Origin of the sequence: Citrobacter sp. UYEF32, assembly GCF_040546205.1 — a bacterium.
GTDB classification, from domain to species: Bacteria; Pseudomonadota; Gammaproteobacteria; order Enterobacterales; family Enterobacteriaceae; genus Phytobacter; species Phytobacter diazotrophicus.
This window is the reverse complement of record NZ_JBEPNI010000002.1, coordinates 538,083-552,747: the sequence shown is the minus strand read 5'-3', so window position 1 is coordinate 552,747 and position 14,665 is coordinate 538,083. Positions and strand designations below refer to the sequence as shown.

At 51.9% G+C, this 14,665-nt stretch carries 13 protein-coding genes; 5 read left to right on the top strand and 8 right to left on the bottom strand.

From position 1 onward, the window contains the following. Window positions 1–333: 333 nt before the first annotated feature. The 3 genes from ABIB59_RS07015 to mgrB all read right to left on the bottom strand — a co-directional run bounded on the left by ABIB59_RS07015 (window position 334) and on the right by mgrB (window position 1,865). Window positions 334–1,335, bottom strand: a complete 1,002-nt coding sequence (locus ABIB59_RS07015) for an MBL fold metallo-hydrolase (protein ID WP_354034666.1) — start codon at window positions 1,333–1,335, stop codon at window positions 334–336. Window positions 1,336–1,356: 21 nt separating this feature from the next. Then, window positions 1,357–1,647: a YebO family protein gene (locus ABIB59_RS07010; RefSeq protein WP_039079537.1), complete on the bottom strand. Its 291-nt coding sequence runs from the start codon at window positions 1,645–1,647 to the stop codon at window positions 1,357–1,359. 74 nt (window positions 1,648–1,721) lie between these two features. Next, a complete protein-coding gene (mgrB, locus tag ABIB59_RS07005) occupies window positions 1,722–1,865 on the bottom strand; it encodes a PhoP/PhoQ regulatory lipoprotein MgrB (RefSeq protein WP_072039749.1) in 144 nt (47 codons plus the stop codon). 158 nt (window positions 1,866–2,023) lie between these two features. Here mgrB and ABIB59_RS07000 point away from each other — a divergent pair, with 158 nt between their 5' ends. Then, window positions 2,024–2,263: a YobH family protein gene (locus ABIB59_RS07000; protein ID WP_354034663.1), complete on the top strand. Its 240-nt coding sequence runs from the start codon at window positions 2,024–2,026 to the stop codon at window positions 2,261–2,263. 33 nt (window positions 2,264–2,296) lie between these two features. Here the strand turns inward: ABIB59_RS07000 and kdgR are convergent, their stop codons facing one another. Further along, the gene (gene kdgR, locus ABIB59_RS06995) at window positions 2,297–3,088 is read right to left on the bottom strand and encodes a DNA-binding transcriptional regulator KdgR (protein WP_039079539.1); all 792 of its coding nucleotides are present in this window, start codon (window positions 3,086–3,088) and stop codon (window positions 2,297–2,299) included. A gap of 177 nt (window positions 3,089–3,265) precedes the next feature. On the opposite strand from kdgR, the gene ABIB59_RS06990 reads away from it, so the two are divergent. Beyond that, a complete protein-coding gene (locus tag ABIB59_RS06990; RefSeq protein WP_354034661.1) occupies window positions 3,266–4,636 on the top strand; it encodes an MFS transporter in 1,371 nt (456 codons plus the stop codon). A 45-nt stretch (window positions 4,637–4,681) separates the two neighbouring features. On the opposite strand, the gene htpX is transcribed toward ABIB59_RS06990, so the two are convergent. The 4 genes from htpX to msrC all read right to left on the bottom strand — a co-directional run bounded on the left by htpX (window position 4,682) and on the right by msrC (window position 9,106). Beyond that, entirely contained in the window at window positions 4,682–5,563 is an 882-nt protein-coding gene (htpX, locus tag ABIB59_RS06985; RefSeq protein ID WP_039079541.1) for a protease HtpX, read from the bottom strand. A gap of 193 nt (window positions 5,564–5,756) precedes the next feature. Further along, window positions 5,757–7,805 carry a carboxy terminal-processing peptidase gene (gene prc / locus ABIB59_RS06980; protein WP_039078755.1) on the bottom strand — a complete coding sequence of 683 codons (2,049 nt, stop codon included), beginning with the start codon at window positions 7,803–7,805 and terminating at the stop codon, window positions 5,757–5,759. Window positions 7,806–7,824: 19 nt separating this feature from the next. Further along, a complete protein-coding gene (proQ, locus tag ABIB59_RS06975; protein WP_039078754.1) occupies window positions 7,825–8,511 on the bottom strand; it encodes an RNA chaperone ProQ in 687 nt (228 codons plus the stop codon). Between the two features lie 97 nt (window positions 8,512–8,608). Next, window positions 8,609–9,106, bottom strand: coding sequence for a free L-methionine (R)-S-oxide reductase MsrC (msrC, locus tag ABIB59_RS06970; RefSeq protein WP_039078753.1), 498 nt, complete (start codon window positions 9,104–9,106; stop codon window positions 8,609–8,611). Between the two features lie 133 nt (window positions 9,107–9,239). Here msrC and yebS point away from each other — a divergent pair, with 133 nt between their 5' ends. The 3 genes from yebS to rsmF all read left to right on the top strand — a co-directional run bounded on the left by yebS (window position 9,240) and on the right by rsmF (window position 14,643). Beyond that, entirely contained in the window at window positions 9,240–10,523 is a 1,284-nt protein-coding gene (yebS, locus tag ABIB59_RS06965) for a membrane integrity lipid transport subunit YebS (RefSeq protein ID WP_039078784.1), read from the top strand. Beyond that, window positions 10,492–13,125: a PqiB family protein gene (locus ABIB59_RS06960; RefSeq protein ID WP_169039581.1), complete on the top strand. Its 2,634-nt coding sequence runs from the start codon at window positions 10,492–10,494 to the stop codon at window positions 13,123–13,125. Before yebS ends, ABIB59_RS06960 begins: the two co-directional genes overlap by 32 nt. A 78-nt stretch (window positions 13,126–13,203) precedes the next feature. Further along, the gene (rsmF, locus tag ABIB59_RS06955; protein ID WP_354034657.1) at window positions 13,204–14,643 is read left to right on the top strand and encodes a 16S rRNA (cytosine(1407)-C(5))-methyltransferase RsmF; all 1,440 of its coding nucleotides are present in this window, start codon (window positions 13,204–13,206) and stop codon (window positions 14,641–14,643) included. Window positions 14,644–14,665: the final 22 nt, after the last annotated feature.

Sequence of the window (14,665 nt, the reverse complement as noted above, 5' to 3'; positions counted from 1 at the left end):
GGCTCCGTTTGATAACCCATCTTTTTTACCATAGCTCAATGAGTTCCATTCGTCCACGTGGGGGGATAAAAATATTCCGGCATACCTTATATCAGTAACAGCATTAACGCATACCTATGCCAATTTTCGCTAATCAGGAAGGTCTGAAATGCGCCCCTCTTGTAACTAATCAAATGTGTTGGTTTACCATCGAATATTTGTTGTGCAATTAAGCAGGAGTGTGCACCAAAATAATGAAAGTCTGATGACAGTGCCTCATTAAAAGGCAATAAAAACGTTTCGATAAAAATAAAAAATATTTAACTTCTTCTAAATAATAAATTAGTACCAGTGCTACTCGTCCGTATTTTGCAAAGAAAAAGACTGACCAATTTTCAGCGTCATGAAGTTCGTAATGTCATCTGCCGTTTCGCTTAATGCGTTATGCAACTCGCGCAGCGGCTCATCCAGTGATTCATCCGCCAGTTCAAAAACACCCCAGTGAATTGGAAACGTTAGCGGTTTGCCCAACTGCTGCCATAACGTTACCGCCTGTTGCGGATCCATATGGTTGTAGGCCATGAACCAACGAGGAGCGTATGCACCAATAGGGAGCGCTGCCAGGCTGAGCGGTCCTAACCGTTGAGGAATAGTCAATAACGCCTCGCAGTAACCCGTGTCTCCCGGAAACCAGAAACGATGTGCACTATTTTCCACAACCCAACCACACCATAAGGCGTTATTGCGATCCCAGGGGGTGCGCATGCTCCAGTGCTGAGCTGGCACAGCCGTATACACAAGCCCCTGGAATACCACGCTTTGCCACCAGTCCAGTTCCGTCACATTGCTCGCCCCCAAACGACGGCACCAGTTTCCCAGCCCGAGGGGGACAAAAACCGTCACATGTGGAAAACGTTGGATAAGCGCGCGCATCGTTCTGGCATCAAGGTGATCATAGTGATTGTGCGAGATAACGATAGTGTCGAGCGAAGGGAGTTCGGAAATGGTCAGTGCAGGCGGTGTTCGTCGCTGCGGTCCGGCAAAACGTAGTGGCGATGCCCGATCTGAGAATACCGGATCGGTCAAAATATACTGTCCCATCAGGCGCAACAGAATTGACGAGTGACCTAACCACCAGACCCTGTCATCGTCGCCCTGAATTTCTGCATGCTGCCACCACTGAGCAGTAAAACTGGCATAGCCCTCTGCGGGTGGACGGGGTAATCCTTCGGCTTTGCGCTCCTGCCGCCAACGCTTTACATCGCCAGGCGCATGACCACCTGGCGTGAGATTAGTAAATCCGTCGGGACGATGGTGAGGAAGTGCGGCATTAAACCAGAGATTTTTACGCGCCATACAGCCCCTCACCCTACGAAATTAACGCTCGGCAACCAGACGAATAAATTCGTCGTCTTTGCCTTCTTCCTCAACAACCGGTGCCGGAGCAGCGACTTCTTTTTCCGGTTCGTTCGATTCGCACAAACGACGCAACAGTGCGGTCTGACGCTTTTGCTGATCTAACACTGCTTCGAGCAATTCGATTTGCTCATTCGTCCGCGAGCTTGCACGATTGATAAAGAACCACAGCACCAGCCCGACCAGCAACACCACCACCGAAACGACAAAAGACGCGATATTAAGCGCGCCTGAATTCATTAATTCGTTCATTTTACCACCTCAACCAAAGAGGTACATTTTACCACTGGCAAGACGGAAGGACATCATTAACGACAAAAAAGCCCCTACCAGGGGATATATTTATTGATGACGCAAATGCCGCTGAAAAACTGAACATCCTGGTCGCACATCACATTTAGCATTTGAGTCCAGAGCAACAGGCAGACCACCAGTACGGCGATCAGTATTAGCCATCTAAACTTTTTCACTCCACTCTCCGATACTCCACTCTATGTTACCAGGTTAGCATTAGTTCCTTAAACCGCGACTAACTGTATCTCTAATCGGAGTTTTTAGGAATGCTCGGGTGTGCGGTATACCGCCAAAACGGTAGCCTGAAAACAGTATCCAAACGCAAGGAATGAAAATGCGCACTCTTATTAGGACAATTATTGTCGTGGCACTGGTCTGGGTTGGTATTTTGCTAAGTGGATATGGCGTGCTGATTGGCAGCCATGAAAATGCCGCAGGTCTGGGATTACAGTGTAAATACCTGACGGCCCGGGGCGTCAGCACAGCACAATATGTTCACTCAAGCAGCGGTATTATCGGGCTCACGCAATGTCCGGTACTGCGCAAAAGCGAAACCGTCGTCGATAATGGATAAACAAACGCCGCCATCAAGGCGGCGTTTTCACACTCAGAACGGGTAATCGTTATAACCCATCTGTTCAGAAATCTTACGCGCAGCATGGTGGAGCATACTGACATACTCATGCAGGCGTTCCTCGGAGAAACGCAGCGTCGGGAAGGAGATACTCAGCCCGGCAATGACGACGCCGAAACGGTCAAAGACTGGCACACCAATGCAACGTAACCCTTCTTCCTGCTCTTCATTATCTTCGCCATAACCCTGCTGGCGGACGATATCGAGCATCGGTAATAAATCCTCGGTACTGGTAATGGTGCGCTCAGTGCTGCGTTTGTACTCTACGCCTTCAAGGATCTGCACAACCTCTTCCTTGTCACGCCACGCCAGCAATACTTTACCAATCGCGGTGCTATACAGCGGGTTGCGGCGACCAATGCGTGAATACATGCGCAGGTTATACATAGAGTCGATTTTATGGATGTAGACAATGCTGTCTTCATCCAGCGCACCCAAGTGGATAGTCTCTTTGGTCAGGCGAGAGAGTTCACGCATCTGAATATCAGCACTGCGGATCAGGTCTACGTTTTGCAGCGCCCGTGCACCGAGTTCGAACAGTTTGAGGGTGAGAGAGTATTTCTCTGACTCCCCTTCCTGAGCAACATAGCCCAGTGATTTCATCGTCTGCAAAAAGCGATATACGGTGCTTTTTGACATCATGACGCGCTGCGAAAGTTCGGTGATCCCGATCTCACGTTCTTCGCCAAGCGCCTGCAGAATGCCAAATACCTTCAGTACAGAAGACACAGAGTCTGGCTGTTTATCCAAATCTGCAATAGCCATTAGTCACCTCATCGCCCGTGTTTTATAAAAATCAGAATAGTTTTTTATTATAAATTTCTCGCCTGCCCGTCGCAATCCGAGTTTGGTCACTTCGTTACAAATCTGCGATATAAAACCGAAATGCGGGTGATAGAATCATTATACAAATCATTGAACAAGCAAAACCCAGCTTTTCCCATGAATAAATCCACACCAGACGGCTTACCGGTCCCACAACGCTACGGGGCAATTTTAACGATTGTTATTGGCATTACCATGGCCGTACTCGACGGCGCTATTGCGAATGTTGCACTGCCTACAATTGCGCGGGATCTGCACGCCTCACCAGCCAGCTCAATATGGGTCGTTAACGCCTATCAGATAGCGATTGTCATCTCCCTGCTGACGTTGTCCTTCCTCGGCGACATGTTCGGCTACCGTCGCGTCTACCAGTGCGGGCTGGTGCTTTTTACGCTGACGTCCCTGTTATGCGCGCTGTCAGATTCATTACTCACGCTGACGCTTGCTCGTGTCGCGCAAGGTTTCGGTGGCGCGGCGCTAATGAGTGTGAATACTGCATTAATTCGCCTGATTTACCCCCAGCGTCAACTGGGACGCGGGATGGGAATCAACTCATTCGTGGTTGCTGTCTCCTCGGCGGCAGGCCCGACGATTGCCGCGGCTATTCTCTCTGTCGCCTCCTGGCAGTGGCTGTTTTTGATTAATGTGCCACTGGGTATACTCTCGCTGGTCCTGGCGCTGCGCTATTTGCCCGCCAATGGCTCACGTAGTGCAATGCCGAAATTCGATCTCCCAAGCGCAGTGATGAACGCGCTAACGTTTGGTTTACTGATAACCGCGATGAGTGGCTTCGCCCAGGGGCAATCCACCACACTGGTGCTCGCTGAAATCGCTGCCATGCTGGTGATCGGCACCTTCTTTGTACGTCGGCAACTGCGTTTGCCGGTGCCTCTGTTACCCGTCGACCTGTTGCGTATCCCGCTGTTCTCATTATCGATCTGTACATCAATCTGCTCTTTTTGCGCACAAATGCTGGCTCTCGTTTCCCTCCCCTTCTTTATGCAATCGGTGCTTGGGCGCAGCGAAGTGGAAACCGGTCTGTTGTTAACCCCGTGGCCGTTAGCGACCATGGTGATGGCACCGTTAGCGGGTTATCTGATTGAACGTGTCCATGCCGGATTATTGGGCGCGTTTGGGCTGGCCATGATGGCGTGCGGCTTGTTTGCGCTTGCGATGCTGCCCACAGCCCCTACGGATGCGGATATTATCTGGCGAATGGCCCTTTGTGGGGCGGGATTTGGTCTGTTCCAGTCGCCCAATAACCATACGATTATCAGTTCCGCGCCGCGTCAACGTAGCGGTGGCGCCAGCGGTATGCTCGGTACCGCGCGCCTCTTAGGGCAGAGTTCGGGGGCGGCACTGGTGGCGTTACTCTTCAACATGTTTGATAAGAGCGGGACGCATACATCACTCCTGCTGGCAGGCATACTGGCGACCGTCGCCGCTATTGTCAGCGGTTTGCGGATCACACAGCCGCGTACGGTATAAAAAAAGCGCGTCATATGACGCGCTTTTTCATTTCAGGCGTACGCCTTATTTGAGATAAGCCCCGCTACGCAGCGCTTCGATACGTTTGTCCAGCGGCGGGTGAGTCATAAACAGCTCGCTTAACGACTTGCCTTTACCGTTGATGCAAAATGCCATCATGCTGCTGGCTTCCTGCGGCTCGTAGCTGGTTTTCAGACGCTGGAGAGCGGCAATCATTTTTTCACGACCAACGAGTTTTGCAGAACCCGCATCGGCATGGAATTCACGGTGACGCGAGAACCACATCGTGATGATGCTGGCCAGAATACCAAAGACCAGCTCCAGCACGGTCGCTACCGCAAAGTAAATCAACGGGTTACCGTTGCTCTCTTCGCCATCATCACGGTTGCCGCTAAGAAAGCCTGATGCAATCTGCGCGAGAATACGCGAGATGAAGATAACGAAGGTGTTCACCACCCCCTGAATCAGGGTCATCGTGACCATGTCGCCGTTTGCAATATGGCTAATTTCGTGGGCAATAACCGCTTCGGCTTCATCACGGCTCATATTCTGCAAAAGCCCGGTACTGACAGCAACCAGCGATGCATCACGGCGGGCACCTGTCGCAAATGCGTTGATATCCGGCGCATGGTAGATAGCCACCTGCGGCATAGCGATACCCGCCTGGCGAGCCTGAGTAGCAACGGTATTCATCAGCCAGCGTTCCATGTCGTTACGCGGCTGTTCAATAACCTCACCGCCTACGGACTTCAGTGCCATCCATTTCGACATCAGCAGTGAAACAAAAGAGCCGCCAAAACCAAACAGCAGCGCCATAATCAATAATCCCTGCACGCTGCTCGACTGAATGCCCGTCAGGCTAAGCACCAGGCCGAAGACAAGCATGACGGCAAGGTTAGTCAACAGGAAGAGCGCGATACGCATCATAATTTTCTTTTAACCTCTAATTAACAAAACGCACTATGCGATTACCCACATCGTATGGTTAATCCGGCTATTTTCAAGCATCACAGAGCCGTAAGTGACCAGAAAGACACAACTTTACATTTTGTAGCACAATGCTTACGCCATGTGGAGCTTGTTAAAAAAACAGGCACAATTTCTTGTGCCTGTTGGAGGGTTATTTTGCGGGAGCGGGGTCAGCCGCCGGGGAATCTTTTTCAAGATGGGCAAGGTCCAGCGCGATATGGACGGTCTCATCCAGATAGGGATCCGGCTCCTGGTAATCTTTCGGCAGATCTTCCAGTTTCTTCAGCTGCGGTTTGCCTTCACGTTTGAAGCGATCGTTGAGGCGACTGAGACGAATAGCATCGTCTTCGGTGTTCTCTTTTTCACGCTGCGCATAGTTTAGCGACACGATATTCTTTTTATCTTTCAGGGCATTGAAGCGAGCAATGTCCTTCATGATGTACTGGAATTCCGGGTCTTTCGCAATACGCTCATCATGTTCCTGCAGCAACTGCGGACCAAACGGTTTCATGTCGCCATACTTCGTAAAGTTAGCCGCATTGATGCTATCCCACGGCAGGGCGTTATCTTCAAACTTCTCGCCCGTTTCCGTCACCTGCGTACCCGTCGGCATGATGATGTCCGGTGTAACGCCTTTACGCTGTGTACTGCCGCCATTGACACGGTAGAACTTCTGGATCGTGTACTGCACTGAACCCAGCGCAGGCCATTCCGGACGCAACATCTGGTCGTAAATACGGTTCAGCGAACGATACTGCTGAACGGTACCTTTACCGAAGGTGGGCTCACCCACGATCAACGCACGGCCATAATCCTGCATCGCCGCAGCAAATATTTCAGATGCCGAGGCACTGAAGCGGTCAACCAGCACCACCAGCGGGCCTTTATAATAGACTACGCCATCGGTATCGCTGTCTTCACGGACTTTGCCATTATTGTCGCGAACCTGAACCACAGGACCTGACGGAATAAACAGACCGGAAAGGGAAACCGCTTCCGTTAATGCTCCGCCACCGTTGGTGCGCAGATCAATCACGACGCTGCTAACGTTCTGTTTTTCGAGCTTCTGCAACTGAACCTTGACGTCATCCGTCAGACCCACATAGAAACCAGGAATATCCAGTACGCCAACTTTTTCTTTGCCGACCGTTTTCACCGACATTTTCACTGCACGGTCTTCAAGACGAATACGTTCACGCGTCAGCGTTACAATCCGCGTCTTCGTTCCCTTACCCGCAGGCAGAATTTCGAGGCGAACTTTGCTGCCTTTAGGACCTTTGATCAGCGCAACTACGTCATCGAGACGCCAGCCAATGACATCGACCATATTCTGGCCCGTCTGACCAACGCCAACGATACGATCGCCCACGCTGATGGCTTTGCTCTTCGACGCCGGACCGCCCGCTACCATCGAATTGATAACTGTGTAGTCGTCATCCATTTGCAGAACGGCACCGATACCTTCCAGCGAAAGGCTCATCTCAGTGTTGAACTGTTCCGTATTGCGTGGCGACAGATAGTTAGTATGCGGATCAATTTCGCGGGCAAACGAGGTCATCGCCAGCGAGAACACATCTTCACTATTGGTTTGCACCAGGCGGCGAATGGCAAACTTATAACGACGCGTCAGAGTATCGCGGATCTCTTTATCATCTTTACCAGTGAGTTTGAGACTCAACTCGTCATATTTGACCTTGCCGTCCCACAGAGCATTAAGCTCAGACTCATCCTTCGGCCATGGCGCTTTACTGCGGTCAAGGTTGAAAGTGTCGTTGCCAGAGAAATCCATCGGGCGCTCCAGCACTTTCAGTGCGTACTGGTAGCGTTCGAAACGGCGTTTTTGCGCGAGATTGTAGAGATCGTAGAAAACATCGAGTTTGCCGGTGCGGAGTTCATCACCTAACTGCGTTTTTTTCTGCGCGAATTGTGCAACATCGCTGGCCAGAAGCACGTTATGGCTGTAGTCCAGCAAATTGAGGTAACGATCGAAGATCTTTGCCGAAAAGGCTTGATCCAAATCGAATTGACGGTAGTGAGAACGGGTAAACCGCGAGGTCACGCGTTCACTCACCGTCGCGTGCTGAGCCTCTTCCTTTAACACCGGAATTTGATCGGCACGGGTAATATCTTCCACTGCGAAAACCTGGCCTGTTACTAATAACAGACCAGCCAACGCTGTGCGCTTAAACAAAGTGTTCATGCCAGGCCAGGCCTCCGTTTCAGAACATCAAATGTTCTGCGCGTACAATCATCGACATACCCGAAGTAAGCTGTACGCGAACGCCATCTTTGGTGATTTCCAGGACGGTGGCGTCCATCGCATTATTACCCGCTTTAACCTTGAGGTTTTGACCTACGGTCAGTGCAGATAAATCTGAAACTGGCGTATGACGTTCTTCTCGTGGCGCACGCTGGGGTTTTGCGGCAGGTTTGTCAGTACGAGGTTTACGCTCGCTATTTTCCTTACGGCGCGGTGCCGGACGAGGTTTACGCTCACGACGCGGAGCCTCTTCCGTCTCACCTGCTGCAATGGCGGCTTCGCGTTTTTTCGCTTGTTGTTCAGCGCGTTGTGCCTGAACGCGAGCTTTGGCTTCTTCAAGCTGTTTACGGGCGTGCTCAACGTGTTGCTCATCCAGAACGCCACACGGGTTACCGTCGAGATCGACACGGGTCGCACCAGCTTTAATACCGTACAGGTAACGCCAGCTTGAAGTGTAAAGACGTAAAGCGGAACGAAGCTGAGTTTTGCTGAGATTCATCTCGCCCTCAACTCGTGCTACTAAATCCTGAAAAATACCGATTTTCAGGGGACGCGCTTCGCCTTCTGCACTGAAACAGTGAGGAAAACGTTCGGACAAAAAGGCGATAACTTCTTTACTGCTATTCAACTTAGGTTGATTTTCCATGAAATTTCCTGATTACAACGGACGTTGCCAACAAGCCGCAGGCATGAACAGGCGTCATTATAATGACGCTATCCGTAAATGCTACGTTATCCGTTGATTATCCTGCGACGCTCGCAAAGAATTTTTTATAATCGGTCTGTACAAGCGTGTTTTCCAGGTGCGAAACCAGCTCACGCAACCCTTGTTCATCCTCTGCAGTAAAGCGCGAGAACGCGACGCTATCGATATCAAGTACGCCAATAATCTGATTATTCAGTGTAATGGGCAGTACGATTTCGGCATTACTGGCAGCATCACAGGCAATATGCCCGGAGAACTGATGAACATCTTCCACGCGTTGCACGCTATTTTGTGCCACAGCAGTACCGCAAACGCCGCGTCCAACCGGAATACGCACGCAGGCAATCTTGCCCTGGAACGGCCCCAATACCAGCGTATCCCCTTCAAGGAGATAGAAACCGGCCCAGTTCACGTCGCTCAGTCGCTCAAAAAGCAGCGCGCTGGTGTTAGCGAGTGTCGCTAAGAAACTGGTTTCACCTGCCATTAACGCCTGAAAATCACGGTTTAAATCCGCGTAAAATTCTATTTTGTTCATTATCCAATCACTTTATGTCTTACTTCGGTCATGCAGTTTAGCCTATTAAAATAAGCATTAAATGCATTGATGCTCAAGAAGTTCCCATCATGAGTTAAGATAGATTTATTCCTGATTTATTCATATGCATGCAATGGCCCTGAAAAACCGACAGATAACGCCTGCTAAAAAAATGGCCGTCCACGCCATCGGCGACGCCTTGCCCCGCGCACATTATCAGCGATGTCCGCAATGCGATACGCTTTTCGCCCTTCCGGTCATGAAATCGCACCAAAGTGCATTCTGCCCCTGTTGTGATGCGAAAATTCGCGACGGTCGAGACTGGTCATTAACCCGCCTGGCCGCAATGGCCGTGACGATGATACTGCTCATGCCATTCGCATGGAGCGAGCCGTTGCTGCACTTCTACCTGCTGGGAACACGCATCGACGCTAACCTGCTCCAGGGGATCTGGCAGATGACCGCACAGGGCGATCCGCTCACGGCCGCGATGGTACTGTTTTGTACCGTGGGAGCCCCGCTGGTGCTGGTCGCCGCGATCGCCTACTTATGGTTCGGTAACATACTGGGAATGAATCTCCGCCCGGTTCTGCTGATGCTGGAAAAGCTAAAAGAATGGGTCATGCTGGATATTTATCTGGTGGGCATCGGTGTTGCCTCGATCAAAGTGCAGGACTATGCTTTTCTGCAACCAGGTGTTGGCCTTATCGCTTTTGTTGCTCTGGTGATTTTAAGCATTCTGACGCTGATTCACTTGAACGTGGAGCAGCTCTGGGAGCGTTTCTACCCGCAACGACCGGCAAATCGTCCTGATGAAAAGTTGCGCATCTGCCTGGGATGTCACTTCACCGGCTTCCCGGATCCGCGAGGTCGCTGCCCGCGTTGCCATATCCCTTTGCGCTATCGCCGCCGTCAGAGCGTACAAAAATGCTGGGCTGCGCTTATCGCGTCGTTAATTTTTCTGTTTCCGGCTAATCTTCTTCCCATCTCGGTGGTTTACGTCAATGGGGCACGGCAGGAAGACACGATTTTGTCCGGCATTATGTCACTGGCAAACAGTAATGTTGCCGTTGCAGGCGTCGTGTTTATCGCCAGTATTCTGGTGCCGTTTACCAAAGTTATCGTGCTGTTTACACTGCTTCTTAGCATCCACTTCAAATTTGAACAGGGGTTACGTACACGCATCCTGCTTCTGCGCTTTGTGACCTGGATTGGGCGTTGGTCCATGCTCGATCTGTTTGTCATCTCACTGACAATGTCACTGATTAACCGCGACCAGTTACTTGCTTTTACCATGGGACCGGCTGCGTTTTATTTCGGCGCAGCCGTAATATTGACTATTCTTGCTGTGGAATGGCTGGACAGCCGCTTACTTTGGGATGCACATGAGTCAGGAAACCCCCGCTTCGCCGACTGAAGCGCGTATAAAAACAAAACGCCGCATTTCACCTTTCTGGCTGCTGCCGGTCATTGCGCTGCTGATTGCAGGCTGGCTGGTTTGGGGAAGCTATAAAGATCGCGGTAATACCATCACCATCGATTTTATGTCTGCCGACGGTATCGTCGCAGGCAGAACGCCGATTCGTTATCAGGGTGTTGAAGTGGGCACCGTTCAGGATATTCGCCTGAGCGATGACCTGAAAAAAATCGAAGTGCGCGCCAGCATCAAAGCCAATATGAAAGATGCCTTACGCAGTGAGACGCAATTCTGGCTGGTCACGCCAAAAGCCTCGCTGGCGGGCGTTTCCGGGCTGGATGCATTGGTCGGGGGTAACTATATCGGTATGATGCCCGGTAAAGGGGAGCCGCAAGAGCATTTCACCGCCCTCGACACGCAGCCTAAATATCGCCTGAATAATGGCGAACTGATGATTCATCTTCATGCCCCGGATCTGGGCTCGCTTAACAGCGGGTCACTGGTCTATTTCCGAAAAATTCCGGTCGGGCGCGTTTACGATTACTCCATCAATAACAACAAACAAGGCGTCACTATTGATGTGCTGATAGAGCGACGGTTTACCAATCTGGTGAAAAAAGGCAGCCGCTTCTGGAATATTTCCGGTGTCAAAGCGGATGTGAGCCTGAGTGGCGCAAAAGTCGAGCTTGAAAGCCTCGCCGCGCTGGTTAATGGCGCGATTGCATTCGACTCTCCGGACTCATCACAGCCAGCGGCCCAGGATGATGAGTACGGTCTTTACGAAGATCTCGCCCATAGCCAACGCGGCGTGTTGATCAAGCTTGATCTCCCAGGCGGAGATGGGCTGAAAGCGGGCTCGACTGCCCTGATGTATCAGGGGTTGCAGGTGGGGCAGTTAACCAAACTCAATCTCAACCCTGGTGGCGCAGTGACCGGTGAGATGACGGTGGATCCGGGCGTCGTTAATTTACTGCGCGACAATACGCGTATCGAAATGCGCAGCCCCAAAATTTCACTTGATAACCCCAATGTCAGTTCGCTGTTGACAGGCACTACGCTGGAGCTGGTTCCTGGCGAAGGTGAACCTCGCAATCACTTTGTGGTGCTTCCAGCGACAAAAAATCTGTTGCAGCAACCCGGGGTCATCACCCTGACGCTCACCGCACCGGAAAGCTATGGCATTGACGCGGGACAACCGCTGATTTTACATGGCGTGCAAGTCGGCCAGGTGCTGGAGCGAAATTTAACCAATAAAGGCGTTTCGTTTGCGCTGGCTATCGATCCGCAGTACCGCGAACTGGTGCACGGTGATAGCAAGTTTGTGGTTAACAGCCGTATTGACGTCAAGATGGGACTGGATGGCGTGGAGTTTCTCGCCGCCAGCGCCAACGAATGGCTCAGCGGCGGTATTCGTATTCTGCCCGGCAGCAAAGGCGAGATGAAGTCCAGCTATCCCTTGTTCGCTAATCTCGATAAAGCCCTGGAAAACAGCCTGAGCGACCTGCCGACAACCACCCTGACGCTCACCGCAGATACTCTGCCGGATGTGCAGGCAGGCTCGGTGGTGCTCTACCGTAAATTTGAAGTCGGTGAGATCATTACCGTGCGCCCCCGCGCCGATGCGTTTGATATCGAAGTACATATCAAGCCGGAATATCGTTCGCTGCTGACCAGCAATAGCGTTTTTTGGGCCGAAGGCGGGGCGAAAGTACAGTTGAACGGTAGCGGCCTGACGGTGCAGGCGTCGCCCTTGTCCCGTGCTCTGAAAGGAGCTATCAGTTTCGATAATCTCAGCGGCGCCAGTGCCAGCGCCCGTAAAGGCGACAAACGTATTCTGTACGCCTCAGAGACCGCCGCACGCGCCGTGGGAAGTCAGATAACCCTGCACGCCTATGATGCCGGGAAACTGGCTACGGGTATGCCGATTCGCTATCTGGGCATTGATATCGGACAGATTTCGAATCTCCAGCTCATTGCCGACAGAAGCGAAGTCCAGGCAACCGGGGTGCTTTACCCTGAATATGTACAGACTTTTGCCCGTGGCGGCACCCGTTTTTCTGTTGTCACACCGCAAATCTCTGCGGCGGGTGTTGAGCATCTTGATACGATCCTGCAACCCTATATCAATGTTGAACCTGGTCACGGCGAGGCGCGTCGCGATTTTGAAATTCAGGAAACCACGATCACCGACTCCCGCTATCTGGACGGTTTAAACGTGGTGGTTGAAGCACCGGAGGCCGGTTCGCTGAATATTGGCACGCCTGTGCTGTTCCGTGGGATCGAAGTGGGTACTGTCACAGGCCTGATGCTCGGTTCCCTGTCAGATCGTGTAATGGTTGGGTTGCGGATCAGTAAACGTTATCAGCACCTTGTGCGAAATAATTCCGTCTTCTGGCTGGCTTCCGGCTATTCGCTGGACTTTGGCCTGACCGGCGGCGTGGTGAAAACCGGTACCTTTAACCAGTTTATTCGTGGTGGGGTGGCCTTTGCCACGCCGCCGGGGATCCCGCTGGCACCACAAGCGCAACCAGGCAAACATTTCCTGTTGCAGGAAAGCGAGCCTAAAGAGTGGCGTCAATGGGGTACCGCCCTGCCACGCTAATGCCCTACCGCTCCGGCGTGCTCGCGCCGGAGCGAGTATGTTACACTGCGCACCTCTCTGCTTTCCTTGGTATAACCTGTGGCTCAAAACGCTGTTTATCTTCCTGACGAATTTCTGGCACAAATGCGTGATTTGCTGCCAGCCCATCTCTCCTTCGACGCATTTATCGCGGCCTGCCAGCGGCCTTTACGACGCAGTATAAGAATTAATACGCTCAAGATTGCCGTTGAGGATTTTCTGACGCTGATTGCGCCTTATGGCTGGCAACTGACGCCAATTCCGTGGTGTGCCGAAGGGTTCTGGATTGAGCGGGATGATGAAGAGGCGTTGCCGCTCGGTAGCACCGCAGAACATTTAAGCGGCCTGTTTTATATCCAGGAAGCCAGTTCCATGCTACCGGTTAGCGCCCTGTTTGCCGATGGCGAAATGCCGGAACGAGTCATGGATGTTGCGGCGGCCCCGGGTTCAAAAACCACCCAAATTGCCGCGCGTATGGGCAATCGCGGCGCCATCCTCGCCAATGAGTATTCAGCCAGCCGCGTAAAAGTACTGCACGCCAATATCAGCCGCTGCGGTGTATCTAATGTCGCGTTAACCCATTTCGATGGCCGCGTCTTCGGCCCCGCGTTGCCAGAGATGTTTGATGCCATTTTGCTTGATGCCCCCTGTTCTGGCGAAGGTGTGGTGCGCAAGGATCCGGATGCATTAAAGAACTGGTCGCATGACAGCAATCTTGAGATTGCCGCAACCCAACGCGAATTGATCGATAGCGCTTTTCATGCTCTGCGTCCGGGCGGATCGCTGGTCTATTCAACCTGCACGCTAAATCGCGACGAGAACGAAGCCATATGTCACTGGCTAAAAGCGCAATATCCTGACGCAGTGGAGTTTTTGCCTCTTGATACGCTGTTTACGGGCGCGCAACAAGCGCTAACGGAGGAAGGTTTTTTACATGTCTTCCCACAAATTTATGACTGCGAAGGGTTCTTTGTCGCACGGTTGCGTAAAACCGCGGCTATCGCACCGCTCCCCTCCCCTGGCTACAAAGTGGGTAACTTCCCGTTTGCTCGTATGAAGCCTAAGGAAGAGGCTCAGTTAGTTAATGCAGCGGCCGCTGTTGGCCTGCACTGGCACGAAGAACTGGTACTGTGGCAACGGGATAAAGAGATTTGGCTATTCCCGGCATACATAGAGCCGCTTATTGGCAAAGTGCGCTTCTCACGGCCTGGTATAAAGCTTGCTGAAAGCCATAATAAAGGTTATCGCTGGCAGCATGAGGCCGTCATCGCCCTGGCGGGGGTGGATAACCCCCTCGCCTTTGAACTCACGCATCAGGAGGCGGAAGAGTGGTATCGCGGGCGCGATGTTTATCCGGAAACCCCTCCGGCAAAAGACGATGTTATCGTGACTTATCAGCGCCAACCGCTGGGTCTGGCGAAAAAAGTGGGCAGCAGACTTAAAAATAGCTATCCACGCGAACTGGTAAGGGATGGCCGTTTGTTCGCCAGCAATACGTGACGGCGAGCAAAAAAACAGCATT

What these genes read in the sequence shown, in the direction of transcription:
- ABIB59_RS07015 (WP_354034666.1), bottom strand. Translation starts at nt 1,335, where the DNA reads ATGGCGCGTAAAAATCTCTGGTTTAATGCCGCACTTCCTCACCATCGT.
- ABIB59_RS07010 (WP_039079537.1), bottom strand. Translation starts at nt 1,647, where the DNA reads ATGAACGAATTAATGAATTCAGGCGCGCTTAATATCGCGTCTTTTGTC.
- ABIB59_RS07000 (WP_354034663.1), top strand. Translation starts at nt 2,024, where the DNA reads ATGCGCACTCTTATTAGGACAATTATTGTCGTGGCACTGGTCTGGGTT.
- kdgR (WP_039079539.1), bottom strand. Translation starts at nt 3,088, where the DNA reads ATGGCTATTGCAGATTTGGATAAACAGCCAGACTCTGTGTCTTCTGTA.
- ABIB59_RS06990 (WP_354034661.1), top strand. Translation starts at nt 3,266, where the DNA reads ATGAATAAATCCACACCAGACGGCTTACCGGTCCCACAACGCTACGGG.
- htpX (WP_039079541.1), bottom strand. Translation starts at nt 5,563, where the DNA reads ATGATGCGTATCGCGCTCTTCCTGTTGACTAACCTTGCCGTCATGCTT.
- prc (WP_039078755.1), bottom strand. Translation starts at nt 7,805, where the DNA reads ATGAACACTTTGTTTAAGCGCACAGCGTTGGCTGGTCTGTTATTAGTA.
- proQ (WP_039078754.1), bottom strand. Translation starts at nt 8,511, where the DNA reads ATGGAAAATCAACCTAAGTTGAATAGCAGTAAAGAAGTTATCGCCTTT.
- msrC (WP_039078753.1), bottom strand. Translation starts at nt 9,106, where the DNA reads ATGAACAAAATAGAATTTTACGCGGATTTAAACCGTGATTTTCAGGCG.
- yebS (WP_039078784.1), top strand. Translation starts at nt 9,240, where the DNA reads ATGGCCCTGAAAAACCGACAGATAACGCCTGCTAAAAAAATGGCCGTC.
- ABIB59_RS06960 (WP_169039581.1), top strand. Translation starts at nt 10,492, where the DNA reads ATGAGTCAGGAAACCCCCGCTTCGCCGACTGAAGCGCGTATAAAAACA.